Source organism: Nocardia altamirensis NBRC 108246, from assembly GCF_001612685.1.
GTDB classification, from domain to species: domain Bacteria; phylum Actinomycetota; class Actinomycetes; order Mycobacteriales; family Mycobacteriaceae; genus Nocardia; species Nocardia altamirensis.
The window spans coordinates 90408-114537 of sequence record NZ_BDAY01000011.1 but is presented as its reverse complement, the minus strand read 5'-3'; the positions used below and the strand labels follow the sequence as shown (position 1 = coordinate 114537).

The 24130-nt window shown below is 66.9% G+C and carries 28 protein-coding genes; 8 read left to right on the top strand and 20 right to left on the bottom strand.

Features of this window, described 5'->3' with window-relative positions; translation table 11 throughout:
- Positions 1-12 precede the first annotated feature (12 nt).
- The 3 genes from NA11_RS07865 to NA11_RS07855 form a co-directional block, all read right to left on the bottom strand.
- Positions 13-963 carry a M56 family metallopeptidase gene (locus tag NA11_RS07865; protein WP_069161103.1) on the bottom strand — a complete coding sequence of 317 codons (951 nt, stop codon included), beginning with the start codon at positions 961-963 and terminating at the stop codon, positions 13-15.
- Positions 960-1364, bottom strand: coding sequence for a BlaI/MecI/CopY family transcriptional regulator (locus tag NA11_RS07860; protein ID WP_393449296.1), 405 nt, complete (start codon positions 1362-1364; stop codon positions 960-962). Before NA11_RS07860 ends, NA11_RS07865 begins: the two co-directional genes overlap by 4 nt.
- A gap of 117 nt (positions 1365-1481) precedes the next feature.
- On the bottom strand, positions 1482-1976 hold the full coding sequence (locus NA11_RS07855) for an NUDIX domain-containing protein (protein ID WP_245745770.1): 495 nt from the start codon (positions 1974-1976) through the stop codon (positions 1482-1484).
- Between the two features lie 181 nt (positions 1977-2157).
- Between NA11_RS07855 and NA11_RS07850 the strand changes: the two genes are divergently transcribed.
- A complete protein-coding gene (locus NA11_RS07850; RefSeq protein WP_141717470.1) occupies positions 2158-2754 on the top strand; it encodes an imm11 family protein in 597 nt (198 codons plus the stop codon).
- 189 nt (positions 2755-2943) lie between these two features.
- On the opposite strand, the gene NA11_RS07845 is transcribed toward NA11_RS07850, so the two are convergent.
- The 3 genes from NA11_RS07845 to NA11_RS07835 all read right to left on the bottom strand — a co-directional run bounded on the left by NA11_RS07845 (position 2944) and on the right by NA11_RS07835 (position 4952).
- Positions 2944-3471: an NUDIX domain-containing protein gene (locus NA11_RS07845; protein ID WP_069161100.1), complete on the bottom strand. Its 528-nt coding sequence runs from the start codon at positions 3469-3471 to the stop codon at positions 2944-2946.
- Positions 3472-3560: 89 nt separating this feature from the next.
- Positions 3561-4358, bottom strand: a complete 798-nt coding sequence (locus NA11_RS07840; protein ID WP_069161099.1) for a prolyl oligopeptidase family serine peptidase — start codon at positions 4356-4358, stop codon at positions 3561-3563.
- A 153-nt stretch (positions 4359-4511) separates the two neighbouring features.
- Positions 4512-4952 carry a winged helix-turn-helix transcriptional regulator gene (locus NA11_RS07835; RefSeq protein ID WP_069161212.1) on the bottom strand — a complete coding sequence of 147 codons (441 nt, stop codon included), beginning with the start codon at positions 4950-4952 and terminating at the stop codon, positions 4512-4514.
- 126 nt (positions 4953-5078) lie between these two features.
- Here NA11_RS07835 and NA11_RS07830 point away from each other — a divergent pair, with 126 nt between their 5' ends.
- From NA11_RS07830 to NA11_RS07820, 3 genes are all read left to right on the top strand, one after another.
- On the top strand, positions 5079-5990 hold the full coding sequence (locus tag NA11_RS07830) for an NADP-dependent oxidoreductase (protein WP_069161098.1): 912 nt from the start codon (positions 5079-5081) through the stop codon (positions 5988-5990).
- Positions 5991-6067: 77 nt separating this feature from the next.
- On the top strand, positions 6068-6466 hold the full coding sequence (locus NA11_RS07825) for an NUDIX hydrolase (RefSeq protein WP_069161097.1): 399 nt from the start codon (positions 6068-6070) through the stop codon (positions 6464-6466).
- Between the two features lie 31 nt (positions 6467-6497).
- Complete coding sequence (locus NA11_RS07820; protein ID WP_069161096.1) at positions 6498-6995, top strand: sensor domain-containing protein; 498 nt, start codon at positions 6498-6500, stop codon at positions 6993-6995.
- 48 nt (positions 6996-7043) lie between these two features.
- On the opposite strand, the gene NA11_RS07815 is transcribed toward NA11_RS07820, so the two are convergent.
- Genes NA11_RS07815 through NA11_RS07800 form a run of 4 tightly spaced genes read right to left on the bottom strand, consistent with a single transcriptional unit; the run spans position 7044 to position 10774 of the window.
- Positions 7044-7643: a GTP-binding protein gene (locus NA11_RS07815; RefSeq protein ID WP_069161095.1), complete on the bottom strand. Its 600-nt coding sequence runs from the start codon at positions 7641-7643 to the stop codon at positions 7044-7046.
- A complete protein-coding gene (locus NA11_RS07810; RefSeq protein ID WP_069161094.1) occupies positions 7624-7998 on the bottom strand; it encodes a DUF742 domain-containing protein in 375 nt (124 codons plus the stop codon). The genes NA11_RS07815 and NA11_RS07810 overlap by 20 nt, the downstream gene beginning before the upstream one ends.
- Positions 7995-8420 (bottom strand): roadblock/LC7 domain-containing protein, encoded by a 426-nt coding sequence (locus tag NA11_RS07805; protein WP_069161093.1) that lies wholly within the window; start codon positions 8418-8420, stop codon positions 7995-7997. Before NA11_RS07805 ends, NA11_RS07810 begins: the two co-directional genes overlap by 4 nt.
- A gap of 2 nt (positions 8421-8422) precedes the next feature.
- The gene (locus tag NA11_RS07800; RefSeq protein ID WP_069161092.1) at positions 8423-10774 is read right to left on the bottom strand and encodes a sensor histidine kinase; all 2352 of its coding nucleotides are present in this window, start codon (positions 10772-10774) and stop codon (positions 8423-8425) included.
- Positions 10775-10977: 203 nt separating this feature from the next.
- Between NA11_RS07800 and NA11_RS07795 the strand changes: the two genes are divergently transcribed.
- The gene (locus NA11_RS07795) at positions 10978-12564 is read left to right on the top strand and encodes a succinic semialdehyde dehydrogenase (RefSeq protein WP_281196832.1); all 1587 of its coding nucleotides are present in this window, start codon (positions 10978-10980) and stop codon (positions 12562-12564) included.
- A 110-nt stretch (positions 12565-12674) separates the two neighbouring features.
- On the opposite strand, the gene NA11_RS07790 is transcribed toward NA11_RS07795, so the two are convergent.
- Positions 12675-13076: a DUF779 domain-containing protein gene (locus NA11_RS07790; RefSeq protein ID WP_069161090.1), complete on the bottom strand. Its 402-nt coding sequence runs from the start codon at positions 13074-13076 to the stop codon at positions 12675-12677.
- 159 nt (positions 13077-13235) lie between these two features.
- A complete protein-coding gene (locus tag NA11_RS07785; RefSeq protein WP_069161089.1) occupies positions 13236-14483 on the bottom strand; it encodes a transcriptional regulator in 1248 nt (415 codons plus the stop codon).
- A gap of 257 nt (positions 14484-14740) precedes the next feature.
- On the opposite strand from NA11_RS07785, the gene NA11_RS07780 reads away from it, so the two are divergent.
- Positions 14741-15163: an MmcQ/YjbR family DNA-binding protein gene (locus NA11_RS07780; RefSeq protein ID WP_069161088.1), complete on the top strand. Its 423-nt coding sequence runs from the start codon at positions 14741-14743 to the stop codon at positions 15161-15163.
- A 34-nt stretch (positions 15164-15197) separates the two neighbouring features.
- Here the strand turns inward: NA11_RS07780 and NA11_RS07775 are convergent, their stop codons facing one another.
- The 3 genes from NA11_RS07775 to NA11_RS07765 form a co-directional block, all read right to left on the bottom strand.
- Positions 15198-15521 carry a hypothetical protein gene (locus NA11_RS07775; RefSeq protein WP_069161211.1) on the bottom strand — a complete coding sequence of 108 codons (324 nt, stop codon included), beginning with the start codon at positions 15519-15521 and terminating at the stop codon, positions 15198-15200.
- A gap of 134 nt (positions 15522-15655) precedes the next feature.
- Complete coding sequence (locus tag NA11_RS07770; protein WP_084654326.1) at positions 15656-16795, bottom strand: alkaline phosphatase family protein; 1140 nt, start codon at positions 16793-16795, stop codon at positions 15656-15658.
- A 43-nt stretch (positions 16796-16838) separates the two neighbouring features.
- Positions 16839-17147, bottom strand: coding sequence for a nuclear transport factor 2-like protein (locus tag NA11_RS07765; protein ID WP_069161087.1), 309 nt, complete (start codon positions 17145-17147; stop codon positions 16839-16841).
- Between the two features lie 139 nt (positions 17148-17286).
- Here NA11_RS07765 and NA11_RS07760 point away from each other — a divergent pair, with 139 nt between their 5' ends.
- The gene (locus tag NA11_RS07760) at positions 17287-18171 is read left to right on the top strand and encodes an LLM class F420-dependent oxidoreductase (RefSeq protein WP_069161086.1); all 885 of its coding nucleotides are present in this window, start codon (positions 17287-17289) and stop codon (positions 18169-18171) included.
- Positions 18172-18337: 166 nt separating this feature from the next.
- On the opposite strand, the gene NA11_RS07755 is transcribed toward NA11_RS07760, so the two are convergent.
- Positions 18338-18745: a hypothetical protein gene (locus tag NA11_RS07755; protein ID WP_069161085.1), complete on the bottom strand. Its 408-nt coding sequence runs from the start codon at positions 18743-18745 to the stop codon at positions 18338-18340.
- Entirely contained in the window at positions 18742-19029 is a 288-nt protein-coding gene (locus NA11_RS07750) for a hypothetical protein (protein ID WP_141717468.1), read from the bottom strand. The genes NA11_RS07755 and NA11_RS07750 overlap by 4 nt, the downstream gene beginning before the upstream one ends.
- A 151-nt stretch (positions 19030-19180) precedes the next feature.
- Here NA11_RS07750 and NA11_RS07745 point away from each other — a divergent pair, with 151 nt between their 5' ends.
- Entirely contained in the window at positions 19181-21463 is a 2283-nt protein-coding gene (locus tag NA11_RS07745; RefSeq protein WP_069161083.1) for an ATP-binding cassette domain-containing protein, read from the top strand.
- Between the two features lie 82 nt (positions 21464-21545).
- On the opposite strand, the gene NA11_RS07740 is transcribed toward NA11_RS07745, so the two are convergent.
- The 3 genes from NA11_RS07740 to NA11_RS07735 form a co-directional block, all read right to left on the bottom strand.
- On the bottom strand, positions 21546-22802 hold the full coding sequence (locus tag NA11_RS07740) for an SMI1/KNR4 family protein (protein ID WP_069161082.1): 1257 nt from the start codon (positions 22800-22802) through the stop codon (positions 21546-21548).
- A gap of 101 nt (positions 22803-22903) precedes the next feature.
- On the bottom strand, positions 22904-23044 hold the full coding sequence (locus NA11_RS45530; RefSeq protein WP_167837593.1) for a hypothetical protein: 141 nt from the start codon (positions 23042-23044) through the stop codon (positions 22904-22906).
- 213 nt (positions 23045-23257) lie between these two features.
- Complete coding sequence (locus NA11_RS07735; RefSeq protein WP_069161081.1) at positions 23258-24106, bottom strand: helix-turn-helix transcriptional regulator; 849 nt, start codon at positions 24104-24106, stop codon at positions 23258-23260.
- Positions 24107-24130: the final 24 nt, after the last annotated feature.

Below are 24130 nucleotides of genomic sequence, written 5' to 3'. Positions count from 1 at the left end.
GGGCTCCTTCGATCAGCCGAGTAGGGCGCTACAGAATGCCACGGTCGCCGCGATGACCGCGAACCCGGTTACCGTCGTGGCGATTACGCCCAGCAGTGCGGTGCGGGTGGTCGCCAGCCGGAGCGAGCTCACCGGATCCACCAGGCGCTGCGCCCTGGCCAGCACGGCCGTCCCGGCGGCGGCCAGTGCGCCGTCGGGCACCGGCTCGGTCACGCCGAGGATCGCGAGCAGTCCACCGAGCAACGGTTCGCACCCGTGCTTGTCTGCGGCCTTGTCGTCGGCGCACATCTCGAGCAGCCGGGCGATCTCCGCACTGCCGACGGTGACCAGCGCCAACCCGGGCAGCGTGGTCGCGACCGCGCGCAGTACCGCGGTGAGCGGCGCGTGCCTGCCCCGCAGATGGGCCTGCTCGTGCGCGAGGACCGCGGCGAGCTGGTCCCGCGTCAACGCGTCGAGCGCGGCACTCGTGACGACGATCGTGTCCGGTTGTCCCGGCACGCAATACGCTTGGCGCTGCGGCGAATCCAGCACCAGCGCGTCGACACCGGGCACCCGGCGACCCACCAGCCGCAACGCCGACGCATGCGACCTGGTGCGCCTGCGCATATCGGTCACCACCGTGACCGCCCTGGCCACCACCGCGATGGTGCACGCGGCAACCAGTGCGCCGACGGCGAACGTGGCAGCTTTGGTCGCGCCACTGCCGTCCTCGTGCAGCGGCGTCCAGAGGATCGCGAGGCACGCGCGCAACGCGTCGTGCGGATGTCCCCAGTAGGTGGCGAACTCGAATGTCAGCATCGCCGCGGCCGCGGTCCACGCACCGAGCGTGCCTGCGATGGCGACGATCCACGCGATGATGCCCAGTCGCGGCGCATTCCCGCGGCGGGTCAGCCGCCGCAGCACCGGCGGGCCGAGCGTCGCCACCGCGCTGCCGTAGAGCATCAGTGCGACAGCCAGCGTCATGGAGCTGCCTCTCCGGCACCTGGCGGTGCGTCCGGGGTCTTACGGGCGGTGAGTCGGCGTAATGCCGCGCGTAAACCTGCGGATTCTTCGGCGCTGATGCGGTCGACGAAATGGCTGAGCACCAGATCGGAGCGCCCGCCCGCGCCGAGTGCCTCCAACATCAGCCGCGCGCTGTGCTCTTCCCTGGTGAGGGTCGGCCAGTACTTGTATGCCTTGCCGGAACGCTCGCGGGCCAGCCAGCCCTTACGATGCAGGTTGTCCATCGTCGACATCACCGTCGTATAGGCGATGTCACGTTGCGCGGAAAGTTCGTCGAATATCTCGCGAACCGTGGTGTCCTCTGCGTCCCGATCCCAGATGCGGTCCATGATCACCGCCTCCAGATCTCCAAATCCGCGCACCGTACGACTCCCTCATCCAAGCGTGCCCTGCTTTCGGGCCAGCCTACCGGTTCGCCCGAATTGCTACGTAGTCAACCCGTAGATTCGAGGGTGAATCCGCAAGGGTGAGCGATCACCTCAGGGCGCAGCCTGACCCACAGCTGAACCATCCTCCAGATATGCCATCGCCCCCTCGGTACGAGCGCGGCGCGCTGCCGCCACCCGTCGAGCCAACACATCTGGGAGTCGCGCCGCGGCCTCGCCGTCATCACACCATGCCCAGCTCCGAAGCTCTTCTACCTGAAGTTCTATCGCCGCTGCCTGATCAGCACTCAACACTCCACCGTCATAGACAAACATCACACCGTCACCGGGATAGATACCGGACGGAACCCAGTCCACCACCAACAGTCGCCCCGGCACGATCGTGAGGCCCAACTCCTCACGAACCTCCCGGACCGCTGCGGCATAAGGCGACTCGTCAGCCTCCACAACGCCACCCGGCAGTTCCCAGTAGTCCTTGTACGTCGGCTCGACCAGCAGCACTCGGTCCGACTCGTCGACGAACAGCACGCCCGCCCCCATCCGCTTACGAGGCAGCGAGGCAATGTGCTCAGCGATCTCCGACTGCATGGAACACACCCTATGCGCCGCAGCCTATTTCACGCTGACCACTGAAGCGTTGTTGGAGTCCTCGGCATCTGCCGATAGTGGAGCTGTTCCCAGACCAGGGGGATAGTCGCAGCGGAGTTGATTGCGAGAATGGCGTCGATATGCGGGATCGGTCGGCATCTGACTCGAGCGAAGAGAGTGCATGAGGATTTACGTGAGTGCGCCCCGCCCAGGTTTCGAGTGGGCCATGCCGGTCGACAGCCGTGACAACACCGAGCGCCTTGCCTTCAAGGGTGTCCCGAAGCTGTATTCCTGGTGGACGGTGGAGATGGAGTCTGTCCGCGAGGACGGCAACGAGGAGCCATCAGACTTCCCCTGGTACATCTCCACGACCCTCGTGCTGAAGAACCGAGCTATCGAAGTGCTCGGTCCTGAGCTCGCCGAGTTCGGAGAACTGTTGCCCGCGCGGTTCCCTGACGCCTGGATCGCTTTGTTGAACGTGCTGAACATCGTGGACGCGCTGGACGAGGATGCCTCCGAGATCGCCCGATTCAGCTCCGGTGAGGTTATGCAGATCGAGTCCCACGTGTTCCATCCGGAGAGGATCCCGCCGCGAGCCGTATTCAAGATCCCGCAGCAGCTCTACAACGGCGACATCTTCTACACCGACGAAATCGTGCGCGAGTTCGAAGAGTCCGGGTTCACCGGGCTGTGGTTCAAGGCAGTGTGGGACACCGAGAACGGATCCTACGGAAGTCGGTTCGGCGACACGGTTTTCGAGGTCGACCGGTTCATGTGAGTGCTTGCGTTCCCGAGTCCGGCCATCTTCCTTCCGCTGGCGGTCCATCGGTTCCAACGGTTGAGCCGCTGATCTGAAAGGTGCACGGTGCCCGGCATTCTCACGAATGCCGGGCACCGGCATGTCCAAAGCCTGCCACCTCGAGAGCCTGAACTCATAGGGGCTGTGCGTCAGGTGAAGTGCCGACGGTCAGACGATGCGCTGACCCTGCTCGCACAGTGCTGTCACGCCCTGATCGACGGCCGCCAGTGCCGAGGCGATGCGGTCGGCGAGTAGGGGTTTGACCTTGCGGCGGGCTTCGGCGACGGTGTGGAGGCTTGCCGAAAGGAGTTCGCCGTCAGCGAATGTCATCTCGGCGACGTCGTTGTCGGTGATCAGGCCGCCGTCGAAGACGAAGACCACGCCTTCTGGGCGTGCGTCGTATGGCTTGATGTAGTCAACTACCAGGAGTCGGCCGGGTGGACGGCGCCAGCTCAGTTCCTCGGCCAGCTCGCGTTCCGCGGCGGCCCAGGGGGACTCGTCCTGTTCCACTACGCCGCCGGGTATCTCCCAGTTCGGTTCGTAGGAGGGTTCGACCAGGAGCACCCGCCCCGCTGCGTCGCGGAAAATCACGCCTGCGGCCATCCGCTTGCGGGCCAATCCCGCTATGTACTGCGCGACTGGCAGCACGCCGTCTGCTGCTGGTTGACCCGAATCCGGTGTGCTCGGCTGCGGCATCTGCCGAACGTACTCTACGGCTTGCGAATGTCGGTGGCTGTCACGGTATTCGGTCGTCTCGGCAGGCCGAGTCCACGGCTCGGCGGACCTCAGCTCCCGTTGGCGAGATGGCGGCGGAACCAGGTGGTCAGTGCGATGTCGACCTCGCGGGTCAGGGGGAGTTGGGGAGCGGGTTCGATGCCGGGTTCGTCAGCGAGGGCGTGCGCCAAGCCGGGGATGGTGAGCAGTTCGGCGCGTTCCCCTACGGCAGCGTCGAGGTTCATTGCGTCGGTGTGCATTTGGGGGTCGTCCGATTCGCCGCTGATGATCAGCAGGGGAGCGCGGGTGGCGATGGCGGGTGCTTTGGCGATGAAATCCAAGTCGTCTACTGCTTTTTCGGATTCGGCGTCGTAGGGGTATTCGCCAGGGAAGAGATCTACGACGGACCGCATTCTGATGGCGGCGTTGACGACGGCGGCGGCGAAGACGGGAGTGTCGGTGGTGGCGAGGATGTTCAGCGCGACGGCTCCGCCCAGCGACCCACCGAGGATGCCGATGGGGCCGTCATCGACGGGGAGTTGGGTGCGGATCGCGGCCAGGGCGGCGGGGAATTCTTCGGTGGCCTGTTCGACGAAAGGATGCAGGAAGGACATCACCGGGTCCTTCGTGAACAGCTCGACGATGGCGTCGGTGCTGCCGTCGACCATGCGGGCCCCGCACATCGGCATGGCGAGGTGGACGCGCCATGCGGGCAGGTCGTGCATCGGCAGCGCGGCGGCGAAGGCGGCGTCCGATCGTGGCGCATCCAGCATGTGCCAGGTGAGGATCAGCGGCGCGGGGGCGTTGTCGGCGGGTGGGAGCGCGGTGAACGGTACGCCCGCGGCCGTGCCGGTGATCGGTGTCTGCATGTGGGCCATGCTAGGTCCGCGGCGGGATACCTGCGTCGGATATCGCGGCGAGCGAAATCGTGGCCCGCGGGCTGGCGTCGCGTCGACGCACGCGAGCATCCGAAGGCCATCGCGCACAGCACAATCGAGGGGTGCCATGGCGATGGACCGCGGTCAGCCGGCCCGGCGGTCGTACTGTTCGCGATGGGCGTGCACCTCGTCCATGTGCGCCTCGGCCCATGTCTTGATGCCACGGATCACGTGGTGGAGCGAGAGGCCGAGATCGGTGAGTTCGTAAGTGACGGTGGCGGGTACGGTCGGTGCGACGGTGCGGGTGAGCAGACCGTCGCGCTCGAGCGACCGCAGTGTCTGGGTGAGCATCTTCTGGCTGACTCCGGCCAGTCGCCGCGACAGTTCGGAGTAGCGCATCGCCCGCGGCTCGCCGGCGCAGTCGCCCACCGGGTGCGGTCCGTCGCTGCCGAGCGCGGCCAGGATCAGGGTGACCCACTTGTCGGAGATCCGGTCGAGTAGCTGACGGCTCGGGCAGCCCGCCATGAACGCGTCGTAGTCGGCCTGCGCCTGGGCCCGCTGCTGGGCCGCGGTCTGCGTCGGCATCGACACTCCTTCCCACCTCGAGGTGGCTTACGCACTCCGAAGTGCCTACTTCCTGATGGAGAGTTACCCATCAATAGTGAAGTGAGACAACCGCTTATACAAGCCGCTAGGAGCGAAACCGTGAGTATGTCCACCTTCCGCACCGCCGTCGTCCGCACGGCGGCAGGCCCTGACTCGATCGAGATCATCGATGTTCCCCTCGTCGATCCCGGACCGGGCGAGGCCAGGGTCGCCGTCGCTGCCGCGGCGATAAACCCTGTTGACCTCGCGGTCGCGGGCGGTTTCTTCCACGCCTCGGGGTTGATCAACCAGCCGGCACATACCGGCTTGGGCTGGGACTTCGCGGGCACGGTCGCCGCAACGGGTCCCGGGGTTGACCTCGCCGTCGGCACCAGGGTCGCCGGACTGGTGACCGGGTTCGACCGTGACTTCGGCACCTACGCAGAGCAACTCGTCGTGAGAGCTGCCGACCTCGCCGTCGTACCAGCAGGACTCGACCTGGTCGCGGCGGCAACCGTGCCGCTCAACGGGCTGGCCGCGGCCCAACTCGTTGACCTGCTCGGAGTCGCGCCCGCCGACGGCAATCGTCTGTTGGTGATCGGCTCGGCCGGCGCGGTCGGCGGCTATGTCGCCGCGCTCGCCCAGGACCGAGGCTGGCAGGTGACCGGCCTGGCCAGAGCTGAGGACGAGGAGTTCGTCCGCGCACTCGGCGCCGATTTCACGACCGATGCCGAGCCAGGGTGGGACGCGGTCGCCGACACGGCCGTACTAGGGGAAGGCGGCCTCGCCTTGGTCCGCGACAATGGAGCGTATGTCGGCGTTCGCCCGAACGCCGCGCCGAACGCCGAGCGCGGGATCACGGTCGACGTGGTGGAAACGGTGCCCGACGGACCCCGGCTGGGTGATCTGCTCGCCCGCACCGCATCCGGCGCGCTGCCTGCCCGGGTACACGCGGTCGTGCCGTTGGATCAGGTTGCCGACGCCCATCGAGCCGTGGCCAAAGGCGGGGTGCGCGGCCGCTTCGTGCTGACACCCTGACCGGTTCGGGCGTGCCCGAACACCGTTGGATCCCCTCGGCAGTCGGCGTGCACCGAACCGATGGCTAGGGTGCTGGAGTGGCGGACGCACAGTTGATCGATACGGTGGCGTGGGTGCGGATCGAGGGCGGGCGGATTCTGTGTGCCCGGCCGCGCGGCAAAGACGTCTTCTACATCCCCGGCGGGAAGCGGGAAGGCGACGAAACCGATCTGCAGACGTTGCTGCGGGAGATCGAGGAAGAGCTGACGGTGGCGTTGCTGCCGGACACGGTCGCGCACGTCGGCACGTACGAGGCGGTGCACGGGTCCGATCTCGTCGTGCGCATGAGCTGTTACAGCGCGGACTATCGCGGCACCCTCGCCGCCAGTAGCGAGATCGAGGAGATGGCGTGGTTCAGCTACGCCGATCGAGCGCTGGTGCCGCCGGTTGACCAGTTGCTGTTCGACGATCTGGTGGATGCCGGCCGATTACGGTGAGCCACAGCGGTAACCGGTTACCGTCGTCGGTATGAGCTGGGTTCGGCTGTGGTTGCGCGCCGCGGGGTACGCGGTCTGGGCACTGCCGCTCGCGATGAGCCCGGTGGCGACTCGGCTTCGGGTGCCGCGACGGACCTTCGGTGAATCCGTCACGCCGCGTGACCGATTGGCATGGCGTGCGATGCTGCATTCGGTGCTGAGTGCGGCGGTCGGGTTGCTCGCGATGTTCTTCGTTCTTCTCGCGGTGCTCGGCGCGGTGCGTGGCGTCGCCTATCCGCTGGTGGCGGGCGACAACTACGAGAACTCTTGGGGTGGGCCGACGTTGGCGGGTGCGTGGGCCGTGCACGCGGTACTCGGCCTCGGCGTGCTGCCGCTGTGGTTCGCGGCGCTCGCCGGGCTCGGTGCGCTCCAGATCAGGCTGGTCCGTGGCACTCTCGGCCGGGTGGGACCGCGCTGGCCGGTCCTTGTCGCGGTGCTGCTGATCGCAGGCGGTGTGCTGTTGTTCGTCTGCTGGCTACACCTGGTGTGACCCGTCGCGCCGAACCCCGGCCGCCCGAACTGCCGGGGCGCGTCGGTCTCAGGTGGCGATCGGCTGTCGCTGCACGCGTTCGATCAGATGCTCCACCAACGTCATCAGCACCGTCTTGCACGACGCCCGATCGCGGGCATCACACAGCAGCACCGGCGTCTGCGGGTCCAGGTCGAGCGCGTCACGCACCTCGTCGATGGTGTAGCGCGGCGCACCGTCGAAACAGTTGACGCCGACCATGAACGGCAATCCGCGCCGCTCGAAGAAGTCAACGGCGGCAAAGGAATTGCCGAGGCGACGGGTGTCGGCGAGCACGACCGCGCCGAGCGCGCCGCGCGCGAGCTCGTCCCAGAGGAACCAGAACCGGTCCTGACCCGGGGTACCGAACAGGTACAGCACCAGGTCTCGGTCGATGGTGAGCCTGCCGAAGTCGAGCGCGACCGTGGTCGTTGTCTTCGACTCCACGCCGGACAGATCGTCGACGCCGGTGCTGACCTCGGTGATCAGCTCTTCGGTGCGCAGCGGCGCCACCTCGCTGATCGCGGAGACCATGGTCGTCTTGCCGACGCCGAACCCGCCGGCGACGAGGATCTTGACCGAGGCGGCCAGGTGCGGCGTGCCGCTCGGGTCAAATTTTTCGGATTCCATCCAGTACCGCTCGCAATATGTTGAGGTCTTCGGGCCCGGCTTCCGTCGGAACGGGAGCACGGAATATGAGTTGCCCGTCGCCGATGAGGTCGCCGACGAGGATCTTCGTCACCGCGAGCGGTAAACGCAACTGTGCCGACACTTCGGCGACCGACTGCGAAACCCGGCACAGCCGAAGGATATCGGCGTATTCCGGTTCCGCCCGGCGCAGTGTGCCTGCCGAATCGTTGACGACCACGGACGTGAGCATGTCCAATTCGGGGCCTGCTCCGGTGGTACGCCCACGCGTGAGCGCGTACGGGCGGACCAGCGGGCCCGCCGCTTCGTCGAACCAGGGCTCACGCGGGTGGGTCATGGCAGATTCGGCTCTCCTTGTCCGACGAGATCATGTCGCGGCGTGGTGGACAGGTAGGTGCCGACTCGTTGTACGGTCAGGTTCATCTCGTAGGCCACCATGCCGAGGTTCGCGGACTCGATGGCTTGCAGTGCGAGACAGGCGTTGTCGCCTGCCGAGGTGACAAACAGTACGGCACGGTCGAGTTCGATCACGGCCTGGCGCACGCCGCCGCCGTCGAACCGGTTGCCCGCGCTGCGCGCCAACCCGTACAGCGCGGACGACATCGCACCGAAGTGCTCGGCGTCTTCCCTGGTCATCGCGCTGGAGCGGCCGAGAAGCAGTCCATCGGTGGACAGCACCACCGCGTGCCTGACGCCGGCCAACCGATCGACGAGATCGTCGAGCAGCCAGTTGAGATCACCTGTCGGAGTAGCGGACACCCCTAACCTTCCTGTTCGTCCGGGATATTAGCGGAGCGTCTGCCCTGCTTCGTCCCGTTCTCGATGGCGGACATGAGATCACGAGCCTGCTCGGCGGACCTGGCCTGCGCCGGGGGAGCGAACGGCGATGGCGCCGGTTCCGCCAGTTGCGGAGGCAGATTGGTCTGCCTGCTGCGGCGCGGCAGGGCGGGCCTGGTGTCGCCGGGTGACGGCTGTGGCGGCTCCGGCTGTGCGCCAACCCCATTCGACGGTGGTGATTCGATCGCGAGCGTGGCGACGGCACCGCCGGTCGGCTGCGACGCGGACGACGGCACGGCCACCGGCGGCGCCGGGATGCGCCGCCGCCGACCGGGATCGGTGAGCTCGGCCGGGGTTTGCTCGGGCACGCTGTCGGTGACGATGAGCGAAGACGGGATGAGCACGATCGCCTTGATGCCGCCGTAATCGGATTCCGACAACCGCACCGTGATGCCGTGCCGGATGGCCAGCTGCGCGACGACGAACAGGCCGAGCCGAGAATCCGCCGACAACGCGGCGACACCGAAATCCGGTGGCGTGCGCAACATGTCGTTGAGGCGGGCGAGCTCGACGTCGGACATGCCCATGCCCTGATCGCTGATCTCGGCGACCACGCCCTTGCCGACGACGTTGCCGCTGACCTCGACCCGGGATTGCGGCGGGGAGAAGGCGGTCGCGTTGTCGACGAGTTCGGCGAGCAGGTGGATGAGGTCGGCGACGACGGTTCCGAGGACGTGCACCTCGGGCAGCCGGGACACGCGAACCCTGGCGTAGTCCAAGGTTTCTCCGACGGCACTGCGCACCACGTCCATCAGCGGAACGGGATTGCGCCACTGCCGACCCGGCTGACCGCCGCCGAGGATGGTCAGGTTCTCGGCGTTGCGACGTTCCCGGGTGGCCAGGTGATCGAGCCGGAACAGGGTGTCGAGCAGCACCGGATCTTCTTGCCGCTGTTCGGCTTCGTCGAGGATCTCGAGCTGGCGGTGCACCACGATCTGGCTGCGGTGCGCGATGTTGAGGAAGACCGCCTTGACGCCTTCGCGGGTGCGGGCCTCGGCGACGGCCGCGCCGATGGCGGCGGCGTGCGCGTGCTCGAATGCCTTGGCCACCTGACCGATTTCGTCGTGGCCGAAGTCGAGGGACGGGGTTTCCGCGGCAGGGTCGATGATGTCGCCCTCGTTGAGCCTGCGCATCGTCTCGGGTAGTCGTTCGTCGGCCATCAGCAGGGTCTGCCTGCGTAGTCGCTTGAGCCTGCGGATGATTCGGTTGGCCAGCACGAGCGCGATCAGGAACGCCACGATGCTGACGACCAGCACGCCGCCGCCCGCGTACAGCGAATTCGCCGCCGACGCCGTGGCTTTCTTCTCGGCCAGCTCCTGGGAGTGCCGGTTCTGTGAGATCCACACGTCGATCAGGCCGCGGTTGACTTCGGATGCCGCGTTCTGCCACTCCGTCGTCGTCAACGGCAGCGGGGGCAGCGACGGTTTGGACGACGAGGCGGTGCTCGACGAGCCTGCCGAGTTGGTCGCCGGGGCCGACTGCGCGACCAGATAGCGTTGCGCGACGGCACTTTCCATCAGTGACAGCTGCTGCCAGGCATTGCTGCCGGTGAGCGCCTGGATGCGTTGCTGCTGGACGCCCGCGGTGCCCTGTTCGGTGACCAGGTAACCGATTTCGGTGTGGTAGAAGCCGACCTGGCGCAGGAACTCGTCGATCGGGATGGCCGAGGGCCCATTCGAGGTGGCGAGCATGACGCCGAGCGCGTTGCTGCGCGACATCGCCTCTGCCGCATTGAGAAAGCGCATGCCGTCGGCGATCGCGACGCCGATCTCGGTGTCGGGTGCGGTCTGCTCGGCGATGCCGGTGCCGACGGAGATGACGTCGAGCAGCCGGTTGTAGAACATGTAGGCATCCGACGGTTGCAGCTGGCCTGCGTCGGTCGCCATCCGCACCTGCGTCATCTGGCTGAGCAGGGTGTTGAAGCCTGCGACATCGTCGCCGATCTTCGAATCGTCGACCTCACGAAGGCCGGTCGAGGCTTCGATCAGGCCGCGCATCGCGCCGTCGAGCCGGATCCTGGCCGCGGCGAGCGCGGGCGGCACGGTGTCGTCACCGGCGAGCTGCGCGAGGGTCAGGCGGCGCTCCTGCTGCACCGATTCCATCAACTCTCGGGTCGGCGGAATCGCCTGCTGATTCTGGACCGCCCAGTCCTTGGCCTTGGTCCCCTCGGCTACCAGATATCCCGCTGCGCCCACGCCGACCACAAGCAGAGTCAGGCTCGGAATGAGCGCGATCGCCAGAATCCGCGTACGAACCCCGAGCCTCGCTCTGAACATCGGCACAACCTAAACCAGAAATCGGACCGACCGACCAGACGGTCCCGCTGAGTGAGACTCGGTTTGACTTCGCTGCCGCACCGGGGTTTCGGCGGGTCGAAGCCGACATATCCGGCCGAATGATGTGCACGACAGGCGCGGATTGCCGGGGACTACCCGTCGGTAGGGCCGGGCGGCGTAGATTGTGTGTATCTCGCAGTTACATGAGATCTCACCCATACCACCAGGAGGCAACGATGCCCGCGCCGGAAGCCGCAGTCTTCGACCGTCTGAGCGCGCTGGCCGCGATCGACAGCCCCGACGCGCGTTCACGCAAGACGATCGCCGAGACATTCACCGGAAAGCCGCTCGGGAGCGTGCCCGTCGGCACCGTCGAGGACGTCGAGGCCGCGTTCGAGAAGGGCCGTGCCGCACAGGCGCGCTGGGCCGAACGCTCGGCTGCTGACCGGGCCGCGGTACTCGACCGGTATCGCGCGCTGGTGGTGGAGAACCGCGAGTTCCTGATGGACATCGTGCAGGCCGAAACCGGCAAAGCGCGCTGGGCGGCGCAGGAAGAGATCATGGGCCTGATGTTCGCGGCCCGCTACTTCTCGAAACACGCGGCGCCGCTGCTGGAGCCGCACCGGGTGCCCGGGGCGTTTCCGGTGCTCAACCGCACCTCGGTGCGGACACAGCCCAAGGGTGTCGTCGGCGTCGTCGCGCCGTGGAACTACCCGATGCTGCTCTCGATCGGCGACTCGATCCCCGCGCTGATCGCGGGCAACGCGGTGGTCGTCAAGCCGGACAGCCAGACCCCGTTCTCCTCGCTGGCCAACGCCGAACTGCTCTACCGTGCCGGCCTGCCGCGCGATCTGCTCGCGGTGGTGCCGGGTCCGGGCACTGTGGTCGGCACGGCGATCGTCGACCGCTGTGACTATCTGATGTTCACCGGCTCCTCCGCGACCGGACGCACCCTGGCCGAGCAGTGTGGGCGCAGGCTGATCGGCTTCTCTGCCGAGCTCGGCGGCAAGAACCCGATGATCGTCGCCAAGGGCGCCAAGCTCGACAAGGTCGCCAAGGCTGCGGTGCGCGCCTGCTTCTCCAACGCCGGGCAGCTGTGCATCTCGATCGAACGGCTCTACGTCGAACGCGAGATCGCCGAGGAGTTCACCGCGCAGTTCGTCGCGGCCGTCAAGGCCGCGAAACTCGGTGCCTCCTATGACTATTCGGCCGATATCGGCTCGCTGATCTCCGAGGCGCAGCTGGAGACGGTGTCCAAGCATGTCGCCGACGCCACCTCCAAGGGCGCGAAGGTGCTCGCGGGCGGCAAGGCCCGCCCGGACCTCGGGCCGCTGTTCTTCGAGCCGACCGTGCTCGCCGACGTGACCGACGAGATGGAATGCGGGCGCAACGAGACGTTCGGTCCGCTGGTGTCGATCTACCCGGTCGACTCGGTCGATGAAGCGATCCGGCTGGCCAACGACACCGAGTACGGCCTCAACGCCAGTGTGTGGGCGGCAAGCAAGTCCGAGGGCGAACGCATCGCCGCCCGGTTGCACGCGGGCACCGTGTGTGTCGACGAGGGCTACGCGCCCGCGTGGGGCAGCACCGCCGCGCCGATGGGTGGCATGGGCATCTCCGGTGTCGGGCGCAGGCACGGCCCGGACGGGCTGCTCAAGTTCACCGAGCCGCAGACCGTTGTGGTCACCCGCTTCCTGAATCTGGATGCGCCGCCGATGGTCTCGCAGGAATCGTGGCAGCGGTTCCTGATGACGGTCTCGCGCAGCCTGCGATTCCTGCCCGGTCGCTGATCCGGCGTCTGCCAGGTGGTCGAGCCCACCTGGCAGACGCCACCTCCGGTTGGCCGCGCCACGCAGGGCCGTCCGGTTCGACCATGCCGGCTCGGGGTAGCGGCGGAGGTTCAGGTCATCCGATCAGCACCGGTGCGCGGCGGCGACACCAGCGCCGCCTCCGCATCGGTGAGCAGACGCGATCGGATGAGGAAGCGCACGCCGTCGGACGCCTCCAGGGAAAAGCCGCTGCCCCGGCCGCTTGTCACATCCACGGTCAAATGGGTGTGCTTCCAGAGTTCGTACTGATCTGCGCTCATCCAGAATTCGGTGTGCCACGGTAGATAGCCGAACAGCACGTCCGCCCGGCCGATCTGGTACTCGCGTATCGGAAAACACAGCGGCGAGCTGCTGTCACAGCAACCGCCGGCCGACTGATGCAACAGCACCGCACCGTGCTGTTCGATCAACTGCCGCAAAACGTCTCGCGCCCGCTCGGTGATGGCGACGCGATGGGTCCGGTGCTGCTGCATCAGCAGTACCCGAGTTCGATGCACACTGCTTTCTCGACGGACCCCGGTCTGGCATAGATCATGGCGTCGCTCCTCGCAGAATCTCTGTGATCGGGCAACTATGAACCGTGAAGGTTGGCGTGAGGTTGGTGCCGTCTGTTACCTGCGCCGTAACACGTTCTAGGTGTGTAGCGCGGTGTGCAACCTGGCGGCGACCACGGCGCGACGCACGTCGTCCATGGGTAGCAGGCGCAGCGCGTGCTCGTGCACCGCGATATCGCCGGGTGCGCGTTCACCGAAGGCTACGGCATGCTCGGCGCGGTCGCTGGCCAGCACCGCATTGCGCACGCCCACATCGAGATACGCGCGCCACCGCACCACGCCGGGGGTGTCCGAGCCGGGCAGCAGCGGGCCGCGGTAGAGCCACACCGCGGAGGTGGTGTCGCCCGCCGCGATGGCGGCCAGCAAGTCGACGGCATCGCAGGCGACCGGGCCGGTCAACAGCCAGCGGCGGGTGGCTATTTCGCCGCCGGTGGCGCGGCGCAGGTGCGAGACATCGGCTTTGAGGGTGCTGGTGGAGACCGCGCGATCGCCGTAGACGGCGGCGTGCAGTTGTTCGGGGGTGAACCCGTCGGGTTCCAGGGCGAGCAGCGCCAGGATCTCCAGCTGCCGCGGTGGCAGCGGCACCGGCCTGCCGTCGCGCACGAGCCGTGCGGCGCCGAGACATTCGAGGCGAACGCCGGGCCTGGGCGCGGGTTCGGCGGCGCGCAGCATGGTTTCGACGGCGGTGACCAGGGCCCGCACCGAGGTGAGCACCAGCGGGTGCGAGCGGTCCCAGGAACTGGACAGGTCGAGTACGCCTACTTGGCTGCCGTCGGGTGCGTGGATCGGTGCGGAGTAGCACACCCAGCCGTGCAGCGCGGCGATCAGATGTTCGGCGGAGAACACCGAGCACGGGCGGTCGTCGTGCAGGGCCAGCGATAAACCGTTGGTGCCCATGTGGCTTTCGTCCCAGCAGCCGCCGGGCGCGAAGTTGACCTGCTCGGCCTGCCTGCGCAGGGATCGGTCGCCCGCCGACCACATGATGGTGCCCTCGGCGTCGGTGACCACGGCGAGATAGCCGGAGTCCGCGGCGATGCCGCGCAGTTCACCGGCCAGTTCGGTGATGGGGGCGCGCAGCGGGGAGGCCGACCAGCGGTCGGCGATGTCGTCGAATCCGGGGGCGACCGTGCGGGCCGGGTCGACCGTGTGCAGCGAGCGCTGCCAGGATTGGGCGACGTCGCTGCGGAGCAAGGTGGTTCGCAGCGGTGGCGGACCTGGCTTGCGCGCTGCGGTATCCGGAGCCGTAGCCCAGCGCTCCCATTCTTTTTCCAGTTCGGCCCGCTGTTGGGTCAGGGTGCGGAACTGCGCCACTTCGGGGAACCCCATCGTCGTGTGAGCTCACATTCGCTCTCTCATTCTGGCGTACGCATGAGGGCGTTGGGGGATATTGGGGCCAAACCGAACGGTCTCAATGTGGTTGCCGGAGTGTGGCCTCTCTGGCTTCGGCGTGTCGAGGTTGGTAAGCAGCCTCGGTGCTTGTCTCTTTCGTTGCGGTATCTAGTGATTCCCTCGTTGGGAGCCGTCCCGGCAGGGGCGGCCTGATTCGAATGATCGCCGATACGTGCGGGGTCTAGGCTGCGGGCATGGCGACCGTTTCGCGGCGAGCCAGGCTGGCCGACGTGCACGAACTTGCCGCAGGCATGCCGCATGTGACGCGCATCGACGGACCACGCGGCAACCCCGTCTATCAGGTGGGCGGCAAGTCGTTCGTCTTCTTCCGCACCCCGCGCCCCGACGCGTTCGATGCCGACACCGGCCAGCGCTACACCGACGTCATCGTGTTCTGGGTGCCCTCGGAGTCCGACAAGCTGGCACTAGTGCAGGACACGGCACTGCCGTTCTTCACCACCGACCATTTCGACGGGCATCTGTCGGTATTGCTGCGCGGCAGCCGGATCGGGGAGCTCACGCACGGGGAACTGGCCGAGGTGGTGCAGGACGCGTGGCTGTCGCGTGCCTCGCGCAGGCGGGGCGCCGAGTGGCTCGCGGCGCACCCGGCTCCGTGAACGGTGCAGTCGCTGCGCTTTTGCAGCGCGAGCACTACTTGTTGATGAAAATGCCTGCGATGTCGGCGTTCTTGATCGGGGTCTCGGCGTTGGCCTGAATCCCGCACAGCACATCGACCGAGACCATGGTCGTGTCGACCGCGGTGCCCGACGGCTCGTGGTCGTTGTTGGTCTGCTGCTTGATGGCCTTGGTGATCGTCATGCGCTTGGTGTCCTGGTCCTGCTTGACGTACTCGTTGCAGGGAGTGTCGCCGCCTTTGTTGAGGGCGCGCTGGACATCGGTGCAGCCCGCGAGGATCAGCGCGACCGCCGCGATCCCGAGGCCGGCCCGTCCGGTCCGTGACAGCGTCGCGTTCATGTTGCTCCTCCTGAAGGCGTGCGTCGGCGCGGCCATCCGCGCTGATCCTCTCCACCCTAAAGCCAGCGACGCGTGGCGGGCGTCAACGCTGAGAGTGAATTGGTGGCGGCGCGTCCTCGGGGTTTACCCCGATCTCAGCGGAACAGTCGCAGGGGGATGTCGAGTTCGGCGGGGGTGAGCGAGCCGTGGTGGCCGACCATTATCGATTGCAGCGGCTCGGCGCCGCTGCGGATGACGCCCCTGGTGCCGCGGGCGGCGACCACCACATCGCCGATGCGGTCGGCGACATGCGGCGCAACGATCGGGCCGAACCAGCCGCGGCTGATCACCTCGTCGCGCAGCAGGACCGCGAAGTCGTCGCCGAGGATGTCCTGCCAGGCGGCCGCGACGTCTTTCGCGGCACCCGGTTCGGTGTAGACGTGGCGTGCACGGGGTTCACCGCCCAGTTGGTCGACACCGGCACGCAATTCGGGGCGCTGGTCGAAGTCGACGCGCTCGTCGAGTTCGACCATGCCGTGATCGGCGGTGACGAGCAGCGCGGCGCCCTGTGGCAACCGTTCGGCGATCTCGGCGGCGATGCGGTCGACATGGGCCAGCTCCAGCAGCCAGGCGTCGGAATTCGGGCCGCGGACGTGTCCGGTGGTGTCGAGGTCGGCGTGATAGGCGTAGACCAGCGAGCGGCTGCCCGCGCGCAGTGCGATGCCGATGCCGTCGATGAGGTCGCCGACCGAGACGTTGGCGCGAAACTCACTGCCGCGCAATACTGCCCGGGTCAGGCCGGAACCGTTCTGATAGTGCGGGGCGACCTGGGACACGGCGATACCGTTGGCTGCCGCGCGCTCGAAAACCGTTGCGGTGGGCTGGAATTGTTCCGGGGCCAGCTCGTTGAGCAGGTCGACCCGGTCGCCCTCGCCGTGCAGGCGCCAGCGCAACGCGTTCACCAGGCGATCCTGGCCTGGCACCCGCACCAGATAGCCGACGATGCCGTGCTGACCGGGCGGCACACCGACGCCGAGTGAGCTCAAGCTGGTCGCGGTGGTGCTCGGGAAACCGGCGGTGAGCGGGGTCGAGGTCAGGCCTGACAGGAACGGCGCCACACCGGGATTGGCGGCGAGCGCGGCCGCGCCGAGCCCGTCGATCAGCAGCACGCAGACGCGGTCGGCGCTCACGCCGAGGCCGAGTCGGTCGATCTCGCCGGGCACGCCGAACCCGGCGAGCAGCGAAGGAAACAGATCAGCGAGGGAGCCCGTACCGTAACGGGGCGCGTCGAACACGAGTGTCAGAATGTCAAGGCCGGGACCGCCCGGGCAAGCCGGATCAGGCCTGGCCGGTCTCGAAACGGCTGACCTTGCCGTCCTGCACGGCGAATCGCCAGCTCGTTCGCATCGAGCCCCAGCGGGAATTGGTGTAGTCGGCAACGAGTTCGGTGCCGCCGTCGCCGACGGATTCGACCTGCATGCGGGCGTTGCTGCCGAAGACCTCGGAGTCGGTCCACTGGGCGATGTTGCGTTCGACGCCGTCGTCGGACATGGTCGCGTCGTCGGTGAGCGCCGCGAAGAACCGGTCGTGGTCGTTGGCGTTGAGCGCGTCCACGAATTCCTGCACCACAGGGTCGAGCTGAGTCATCCGGTTACCCCTCTCGGATCAGGTAGCGAGCATGAGCAGACCTACAGCAAACCTGTGCTGTCCACTCTAGGGCAGAACCGCGCCACCGCGAGGAGTGGTCACCGTATGCCCGCGAGCCGCGTGCTGGTAGACAGGAAACGTGACCGCGCAGCGTGCATTCCGGTTCGGTGTCAACATGGTGGCGCCGGATGAGCGGGCCAGGTGGATCGAAAAGTGCCGCAAGGCTGAGGAACTGGGGTACGACGTGATCGGCGTCGCCGATCATCTCGGCTGTCCTGCGCCGTTTCCCTCGATGATCCTCGGGGCCGAGGCGACCTCGCGGGTGCGGCTGAACACGTTCGTGCTGAACACCCCGTTCTACAATCCGGTGCTGCTGGCACGGGACATCGCCGGCGCCGATCAGCTCACCGACGGGCGCGTGGAGATCGGGCTCGGCGCGGGCTACGTGCAGGCCGAATTCGATGCCGCGGGTATCCCTTTCGAGAGCGGCGGCAAGCGCGTCGAGCATCTCGAGCGGACGGTCACCACGTTGCGCACCCTGTTCTCCGATCCCGAGTATCAGCCGCGCACGGTGCAGCCGTCGGGTCCGCCGATGCTGATCGGCGGCTGGGGGAATCGGCTGCTGCGGGTGGCCGCCACGCACGCCGACATCATCGCGTTCCCCGGCGCGTCCGCCACCGAGAACGGCGGGCCGCTGCACCTGGCGGGGCTCGGCGAGATCGAGGAGAAGGTCGAGTATGTGCGCGGGCTGCTCGGTGCGCGGGCTGACCGCGTCGAGTTCAATATTCTCGTGCAGCGCGTGGTGCCGCCGGAGGAGCGGACGGCCGTGCTCGAGCTGTTCGGCCCCGCTCTGCCTGATGATGTCGCCGATCATCCAGAAGACTTGCCCACCTTGCTCATCGGCACGCCGGAGGAGATCGCCGACCGGCTGCGAGCGAACCGCGACCGGTTCGGGTTCAGCTATATCACGGTGCTGGAGCACAGCATGGAGCAGTTCGCGCCGGTGATCGAGTTGCTGCGCTGAGTTGTCTTTGCTGCGCTGAGCTTTGGCAGTGACTGGTCGCTGTCCTGCATGGCGGTTCGTGCACTTGCGCAGGGCGTCGAACACTGACGTAGGGGTCGAGCTCAGCGCTGCGGGTCGAACACAGCGCGAGGGTCGAACAGGGCACAGGGGGTCGCCCCCGTCGAGCTCAGGGCAGCGGGTCGATGATGATCCGGGAATCGAGTTGGCGCAGCTTCTTCGGGCGTGCGGTGAGGCACGGCCAGTCGCGGGCGACGGCCTCGCGGGTGGCGTGGCCCGCGGGTAAGAGCACGTCGGCGTCGGTGCTACCTGCGAAGGTCGCGCCGAGCTCTTCGGCGGTACATCGGTCGAACGACGAGACGATGGTGTGCGGCAAATCCAGCAGTGCCGCAAGGATATCCAGCCGGTTGGCGGGGATGTGCGCGCGTGCGGCGCCGAGCACGGTGGCGGGCACGACGATGGTGTTGCCCGCGTTCACGGTGGCCCACACGACGGCCTGCGCGTAGTTGGCCTGGTTCACGAATCCGACGACGGCCGCCGTGTCGAATACGACGCCGCCGAGTGCCGCGCTGATCACGCGGCGCCGGCGTGTGGGCCGCCGGCTTCCTCCTCGGATAACGGCGGCAGACCCTGTGCGGCGCGGGCGCGATTGATGAGATCCAGCGGTGGCCTGCCGCCGAAGACCTCTTCGAGTTTCGCCAGCGACTGTGCGTCGCCGACGCGCGCGCACACTGATTCGGCGACGAAGGCGGCCACCGATTCGATGCGTCCGCTGTCACGCCAGGCTTCCAGGGTCGCGACCAAGTCTTCGGGCAGCGTGACGGTGACTTTCCGTGTTTTCGGCTCCCGAGACGATGACATGGGTTGACTTTATCGCGGGTTCACGGTGGACGGGCGGGATGTGGAACGTTCCGATTTGCGCACACCTTCGCCGCTGGTGAGCATCAAAATTATGTGATCTGCGTCACATTACGCTGCGCAAAATGTCGGTGGTGGATGGCATGGTGTCCGTATGTCTTTCGCCGAATCCGCCCTTCCCTCCGATGTCATCCGAGTACTCGGAGCCAGCGAGCACAACCTGCGCGACGTTTCGCTGGAAATCCCCAAGAACAAGATCACCGTATTCACCGGGGTTTCCGGATCCGGCAAGTCCTCCATCGTGTTCGACACCATCGCGGTGGAGTCCCAGCGTCAGCTCTACGCCACCTTTCCCGCGTTCATCCTGAACTTCCTGCCCCGCTACGAGCGTCCGCACGCGGAGGCGATGGAGAACCTGACCGCGCCGGTGATCATCGATCAGCAGCCCGTCGGCGGCGGGCCGCGCTCGACCGTCGGCACGATGACCGACATCTTCTCGATGGTGCGGGCCATGTTCGCCCGATTCGGTTCGCCCTCGGCCGGATTCGTCTACAACTACTCGTTCAACGTGCCGCAGGGGATGTGCCCGGACTGTGACGGGCTCGGCATCTCGGTGCGGGTGGATCCGGATCGGCTCCTCGATCGGAGCAAGTCGCTCAACGAGGGTGCGATCCTGCTGGGCTCGCACGGCGTCGGCAGCGGTGATTGGCAGATGTACGGCAAGTCGGGACGATTCGATCCGGACAAGAAGCTCGTCGACTACACCGACGAGGAGTTCGAGGATCTGCTGCACGGCACCGGCGGCCAGGTGGAATTGACCTTCGCCAAGGGGTCGTGGACGGCGAACTACGAAGGCATTGCCGCCAAGTTCACCCGGACCAAACTGCAGCGCGACACCTCGGGGCTCAGCGAGAAGACCCGCGCCCTGATTCAGCAGTACCTCACCGAAGGGGTGTGCCAGACCTGTCACGGTGCGCGGCTCAACGCCGAGGCGCTGGCCACGAAGATCAACGGGCGCAACATCGCCGACTGGGCGGGATTGCAGATCACCGACCTGATGGTGGTGCTCGACGAGATCACCGACCCGGCCGCGCTCGGATTGGCCGCGGCGATCCGGGTTTCGTTGCAGCGGGTCGCCGATATCGGGCTGGGGTATCTGAGTTTGGATCGGCCGACGTCCTCGCTGTCCGGCGGCGAGGGGCAGCGGCTGAAGATGATCAAACACCTGTCCAGCACGTTGATCGGGATGACCTACATCTTCGACGAGCCGAGCGTCGGGCTGCATCCTCGCGATGTCGGGCGGTTGAACAACCTGCTGAAGGCGTTGCGGGACAAGGGGAACACGGTGCTCGTGGTCGAGCACGATCCCGATGTCATCCAGATCGCCGATCACATCGTTGACGTCGGGCCGCGGGCCGGTGTGCACGGCGGCCGGGTGGTGTTCGAGGGCACCTTCGCCGAGCTGCGCGCGGCGGACACTCCGACCGGCGCCGGGCTGCGCAGGCCGTTCACGGTGAAGTCGACGTTCCGGCCAGCGACCGGTGAGCTGTTGATCGCGAACGCCACCGTGCACAATCTGAAAGATGTCAGCGTCGGTATTCCGACGGGTGTGTTGACGTCCATCACCGGGGTGGCGGGATCGGGCAAGAGCAGCCTGATTCGCGATGTGTTCGTGGTGGAGCACCCCGACGCGATCTTCGTCGATCAGTCCGCGATCGGGGCGTCGTCGCGGTCGACGCCCGCCACTTATCTGGGTCTGATGGATCCGATCCGCAAGCTGTTCGCCAAGGCTACGGGGGAGGCGCCCGGTCTGTTCAGCTTCAACTCGACCGGTGCGTGCAAGCAGTGTGAGGGCCGCGGCGTGATCATCACCGAGATCGCTTACATGGATCCGGTTACGACCCACTGCGATGCCTGCGACGGCCGCCGGTTCTCCGACGGCGTGCTCGCATTGACCTTGCGCGGCAAGTCGATTGCCGATGTGCTCGAGTTGTCGGCGGAGGAAGCATTGGACTTCTTCACCGAGAAGGCACTGAATGCCAAGTTGCGCACCATGAATGAGGTCGGCCTCGACTACCTGAGCCTCGGCCAGGCGATGAGCACGCTGTCCGGCGGTGAGCGCCAACGCATCAAGCTCGCCACCCAACTCGGCAACACCGGCAGCGTGTATGTCTTGGACGAGCCGACCACCGGACTGCACATGTCCGACGTGGACACCTTGCTCGCCCTGCTCGACAACCTCGTCGAACGCGGCAACACCGTGGTGGTGATCGAACACAACCTCGACGTGGTCGCGCATTCCGACTGGGTGATCGACCTCGGGCCCGACGGAGGTAAGGACGGCGGCGAGATCGTATTCACCGGCACCCCCGCCGCCCTGCTCGACCACCCGATGTCACTGACCGGGCAGTACCTGCGCAAGTACAAGGAGGCGTAGGGGTTTCGGTGTGCCCGTCGGATCCGTCGGCGGGCACACCGTGTTCGATCCGTCCTGCGCGCCGGATCTGCCGATGGTGCGGCTATGCGCCGTCCTGGCCGCGGGGGGTGGTTACTACCTGTCGAGCCCTATCCGGAGTGATCACGTGTCGCAGGACCGGGTCGGTGAGGAGGACGACCGGGGCGATGCGGTTCGGATTGTCGGAGTGCCAGTGCGGCACAGCGGCCTCGATGACAGCCCATGCTTCGTCTGCCCGGTCCTGTTCCACGAGCGCACGGGCACGGTCGAGGGCCTGCTGAAAAGTCGGCGGTTCGGGCAGAGTAGGCGACACGTGGGCGGCGGCGCGTTCGAACCAGTCGTTCCGCGACTCCTCGACCGACTTCGATTCCTGGACCGAGAAATCCAGCTCAGGAACGAGCTGGGTGAAGTTCAGGCCAACTATCCCGACACCCGGCCCGTACTGTTCGTGCTCCTCGACCGCCCGGCGCAGATACAGCGGGACCGCCTCGGCCAGCACCTGGTCCGCGCCGACCTCGGCGACGACATGATCGCGGCCGAGAATGTTGTTGCGAATCTCGTGGTGGACGAACTGCAGGTCCTGGAACGCCTTCAGGATGGTCTCGAGGTACAGGCCAGCGCCCGACCCCTTGACCGCGGCGCGCTCGAAACTGTCGATCGCCTGCGCGACCTCGCCCCGCAGCGCCTGCGCGCGCCCCTGGTCGAGGAGTTCCTCGACCCCCTCCGGGTGCACGCCGCGGCCGTTGTAACCTTCGAGCTCCTCGAAGCTTTCACGCTCGGCCTGCACCAACTCGGCGAACGACGCGTGCCGCTCACCCAGACCGGGGTACCAGCTCGCCCAGACGTACGCGGCCCACTCGCCGTCCTCCGAGAGGTCCTCCGGGTCGAGCAGCCAGTACTGCGCGTCGCCGTCGCCCGAGATCAGCAGCGTGCGTTCGAGGATCGCCTTCTCCCCGGATTCATCTTCATCGTCGTAAAGACTGCTCAGGTCGCTGTCTGATGCGATCTGCCAGGCGACGGTGCTGCTCGTGCGCATCTCCCCCATGAACGAGCTCAGGTGCAGCCAGCCGTCGGACGCACCGAGGAACGCGCGATAGCTGGGTGGGAGGCGAGTGCCGAGTCGCTGTTCCAGTTCCGCCAACTGCTCCTCGCTCGCGCCCTCGTAGCCAAGCCAGCCTGCGGCGCGCTGCTCGTTGCTGACGTTGGACAGCCCGTCCTCTTCGGTAACGCGCAGGACATCGGCGCTGTAGTCGGCCAGGTAGGCGCGCCACTGCTCGATCGTGCGCAGGCCCGGTTCGGACGATTCTTTCGCTGGTCGCATCCTTGTTCGCCTCACGTGTGCCCAATTGGTCCGCCCGTTCGGACCGGTCGGTTCATCGACCGCCTCGCAGGTCCCGTTAGCGGGCACACATCATTTTTCGATCACGTCATGTTCACGACCAGCGACTTCCACCGTCGGAAACAACCGACGAACGGTTTCGGGAAATGGGTAGGGCCGCCGCAGGCCGGCTCACCGTCGAGGGCGGCGTCCTGGCCGGTGAGGTCGGGGCAGTCGGCGGCCATGCGGGTGGCCCTCGACGCGGATCAGGGTGGTGACGATGCCGCCGGCGCAGCTCCAGGACCGAGCCGTGGAACCTGCTGTCAGTCAACCGAATCCGGCCTGTCTGCCGATGCATGACCAGCGGTGGGTTCGGGTGGTCTGTCAACGCATGATCAGGGAGGGGCGTCCGGGTTGTCTGCCGAACCATGGACAAGGGTGGGTGGATACGGCTGACGTCAGGTGGGGGTGCTGAATTGTTGGGTGCCGGTGATGCGCAGGAGATCGAGGGCGGTGGCGGCGGGGGTGTTGGGGGCGGCGGAGTAGACGACGACGGCCTGGTCGGTATCGGGGACGAGGAGGGTGTCGCATTCGAGGGTGAGGTCGCCGAGGTCGGGGTGGCTGATTGTTTTGGTGGCGTTGCGCCATGGGGTGGACGGGCGTTCCTCCCAGAGGCGGGCGAAAGCTGGGCTGTGGGAACGGAGTTCGGTGATGAGACGCTCGAGATCGGGGTCGGTGGGGTAGCGGGCTTTTGCGCTGCGCAAGGTGCCGACGCCGTAGGCGCCCAGCTGTTCGAATTCCGTCTCGGTCAATTTGATGCGGCTCGGTTCGGTGCCGAGGAAGCATCGCCAGATGATGTTGCGCTGGGCAGGTGGCATGGCGGAGAAGTCGCCGAGCAGTGCGGCGGCCATCGGGTTCCAGGCCAGCACATCGCCTTTCGCGGACATGACGAGTGCGGGGAGGTCAGCCATTCGGTCGAGCAGACGTAAGACGCTCGGCCGCACCGTCATCGCGATGCGGCCCGGCTGCGGGGGCGCCGATCCGGCGAGTTGGAACAGCAGGTCGCGGTCGTCGTCATTCAAACGCAGCGCTCTGGTCAGTGCGGCGAGGACGGCGGTCGAGGGTTGTGGACCGCGGCCCTGTTCGAGGCGCACCACATAGTCGACGCTCACCCCGGCCAGCTGTGCCACTTCCTCGCGTCGCAGCCCGGGGACCTGTCGTCGAGCCCCCGCGGGCAGGCCGACATCGCGCGGTTGAATCCGCGTGCGGGCTTGCCGGAGTAGCGCTGCGAGTTCCGAACGATCCATCCCTCGATCATCCCGCAGTGGGCG

Bases quoted from the DNA above. Each gene is read 5' to 3' on its own strand.
- NA11_RS07865 (WP_069161103.1), bottom strand. From the start codon at position 963: ATGACGCTGGCTGTCGCACTGATGCTCTACGGCAGCGCGGTGGCGACG.
- NA11_RS07855 (WP_245745770.1), bottom strand. From the start codon at position 1,976: ATGCAGTCGGAGATCGCTGAGCACATTGCCTCGCTGCCTCGTAAGCGG.
- NA11_RS07850 (WP_141717470.1), top strand. From the start codon at position 2,158: ATGAGGATTTACGTGAGTGCGCCCCGCCCAGGTTTCGAGTGGGCCATG.
- NA11_RS07845 (WP_069161100.1), bottom strand. From the start codon at position 3,471: ATGCCGCAGCCGAGCACACCGGATTCGGGTCAACCAGCAGCAGACGGC.
- NA11_RS07840 (WP_069161099.1), bottom strand. From the start codon at position 4,358: ATGCAGACACCGATCACCGGCACGGCCGCGGGCGTACCGTTCACCGCG.
- NA11_RS07835 (WP_069161212.1), bottom strand. From the start codon at position 4,952: ATGCCGACGCAGACCGCGGCCCAGCAGCGGGCCCAGGCGCAGGCCGAC.
- NA11_RS07830 (WP_069161098.1), top strand. From the start codon at position 5,079: ATGTCCACCTTCCGCACCGCCGTCGTCCGCACGGCGGCAGGCCCTGAC.
- NA11_RS07820 (WP_069161096.1), top strand. From the start codon at position 6,498: ATGAGCTGGGTTCGGCTGTGGTTGCGCGCCGCGGGGTACGCGGTCTGG.
- NA11_RS07815 (WP_069161095.1), bottom strand. From the start codon at position 7,643: ATGGAATCCGAAAAATTTGACCCGAGCGGCACGCCGCACCTGGCCGCC.
- NA11_RS07810 (WP_069161094.1), bottom strand. From the start codon at position 7,998: ATGACCCACCCGCGTGAGCCCTGGTTCGACGAAGCGGCGGGCCCGCTG.
- NA11_RS07800 (WP_069161092.1), bottom strand. From the start codon at position 10,774: ATGTTCAGAGCGAGGCTCGGGGTTCGTACGCGGATTCTGGCGATCGCG.
- NA11_RS07795 (WP_281196832.1), top strand. From the start codon at position 10,978: ATGAGATCTCACCCATACCACCAGGAGGCAACGATGCCCGCGCCGGAA.
- NA11_RS07790 (WP_069161090.1), bottom strand. From the start codon at position 13,076: ATGCAGCAGCACCGGACCCATCGCGTCGCCATCACCGAGCGGGCGCGA.
- NA11_RS07785 (WP_069161089.1), bottom strand. From the start codon at position 14,483: ATGGGGTTCCCCGAAGTGGCGCAGTTCCGCACCCTGACCCAACAGCGG.
- NA11_RS07780 (WP_069161088.1), top strand. From the start codon at position 14,741: ATGGCGACCGTTTCGCGGCGAGCCAGGCTGGCCGACGTGCACGAACTT.
- NA11_RS07775 (WP_069161211.1), bottom strand. From the start codon at position 15,521: ATGAACGCGACGCTGTCACGGACCGGACGGGCCGGCCTCGGGATCGCG.
- NA11_RS07765 (WP_069161087.1), bottom strand. From the start codon at position 17,147: ATGACTCAGCTCGACCCTGTGGTGCAGGAATTCGTGGACGCGCTCAAC.
- NA11_RS07750 (WP_141717468.1), bottom strand. From the start codon at position 19,029: ATGTCATCGTCTCGGGAGCCGAAAACACGGAAAGTCACCGTCACGCTG.
- NA11_RS07745 (WP_069161083.1), top strand. From the start codon at position 19,181: ATGTCTTTCGCCGAATCCGCCCTTCCCTCCGATGTCATCCGAGTACTC.
- NA11_RS07740 (WP_069161082.1), bottom strand. From the start codon at position 22,802: ATGCGACCAGCGAAAGAATCGTCCGAACCGGGCCTGCGCACGATCGAG.
- NA11_RS45530 (WP_167837593.1), bottom strand. From the start codon at position 23,044: ATGGCCGCCGACTGCCCCGACCTCACCGGCCAGGACGCCGCCCTCGAC.
- NA11_RS07735 (WP_069161081.1), bottom strand. From the start codon at position 24,106: ATGGATCGTTCGGAACTCGCAGCGCTACTCCGGCAAGCCCGCACGCGG.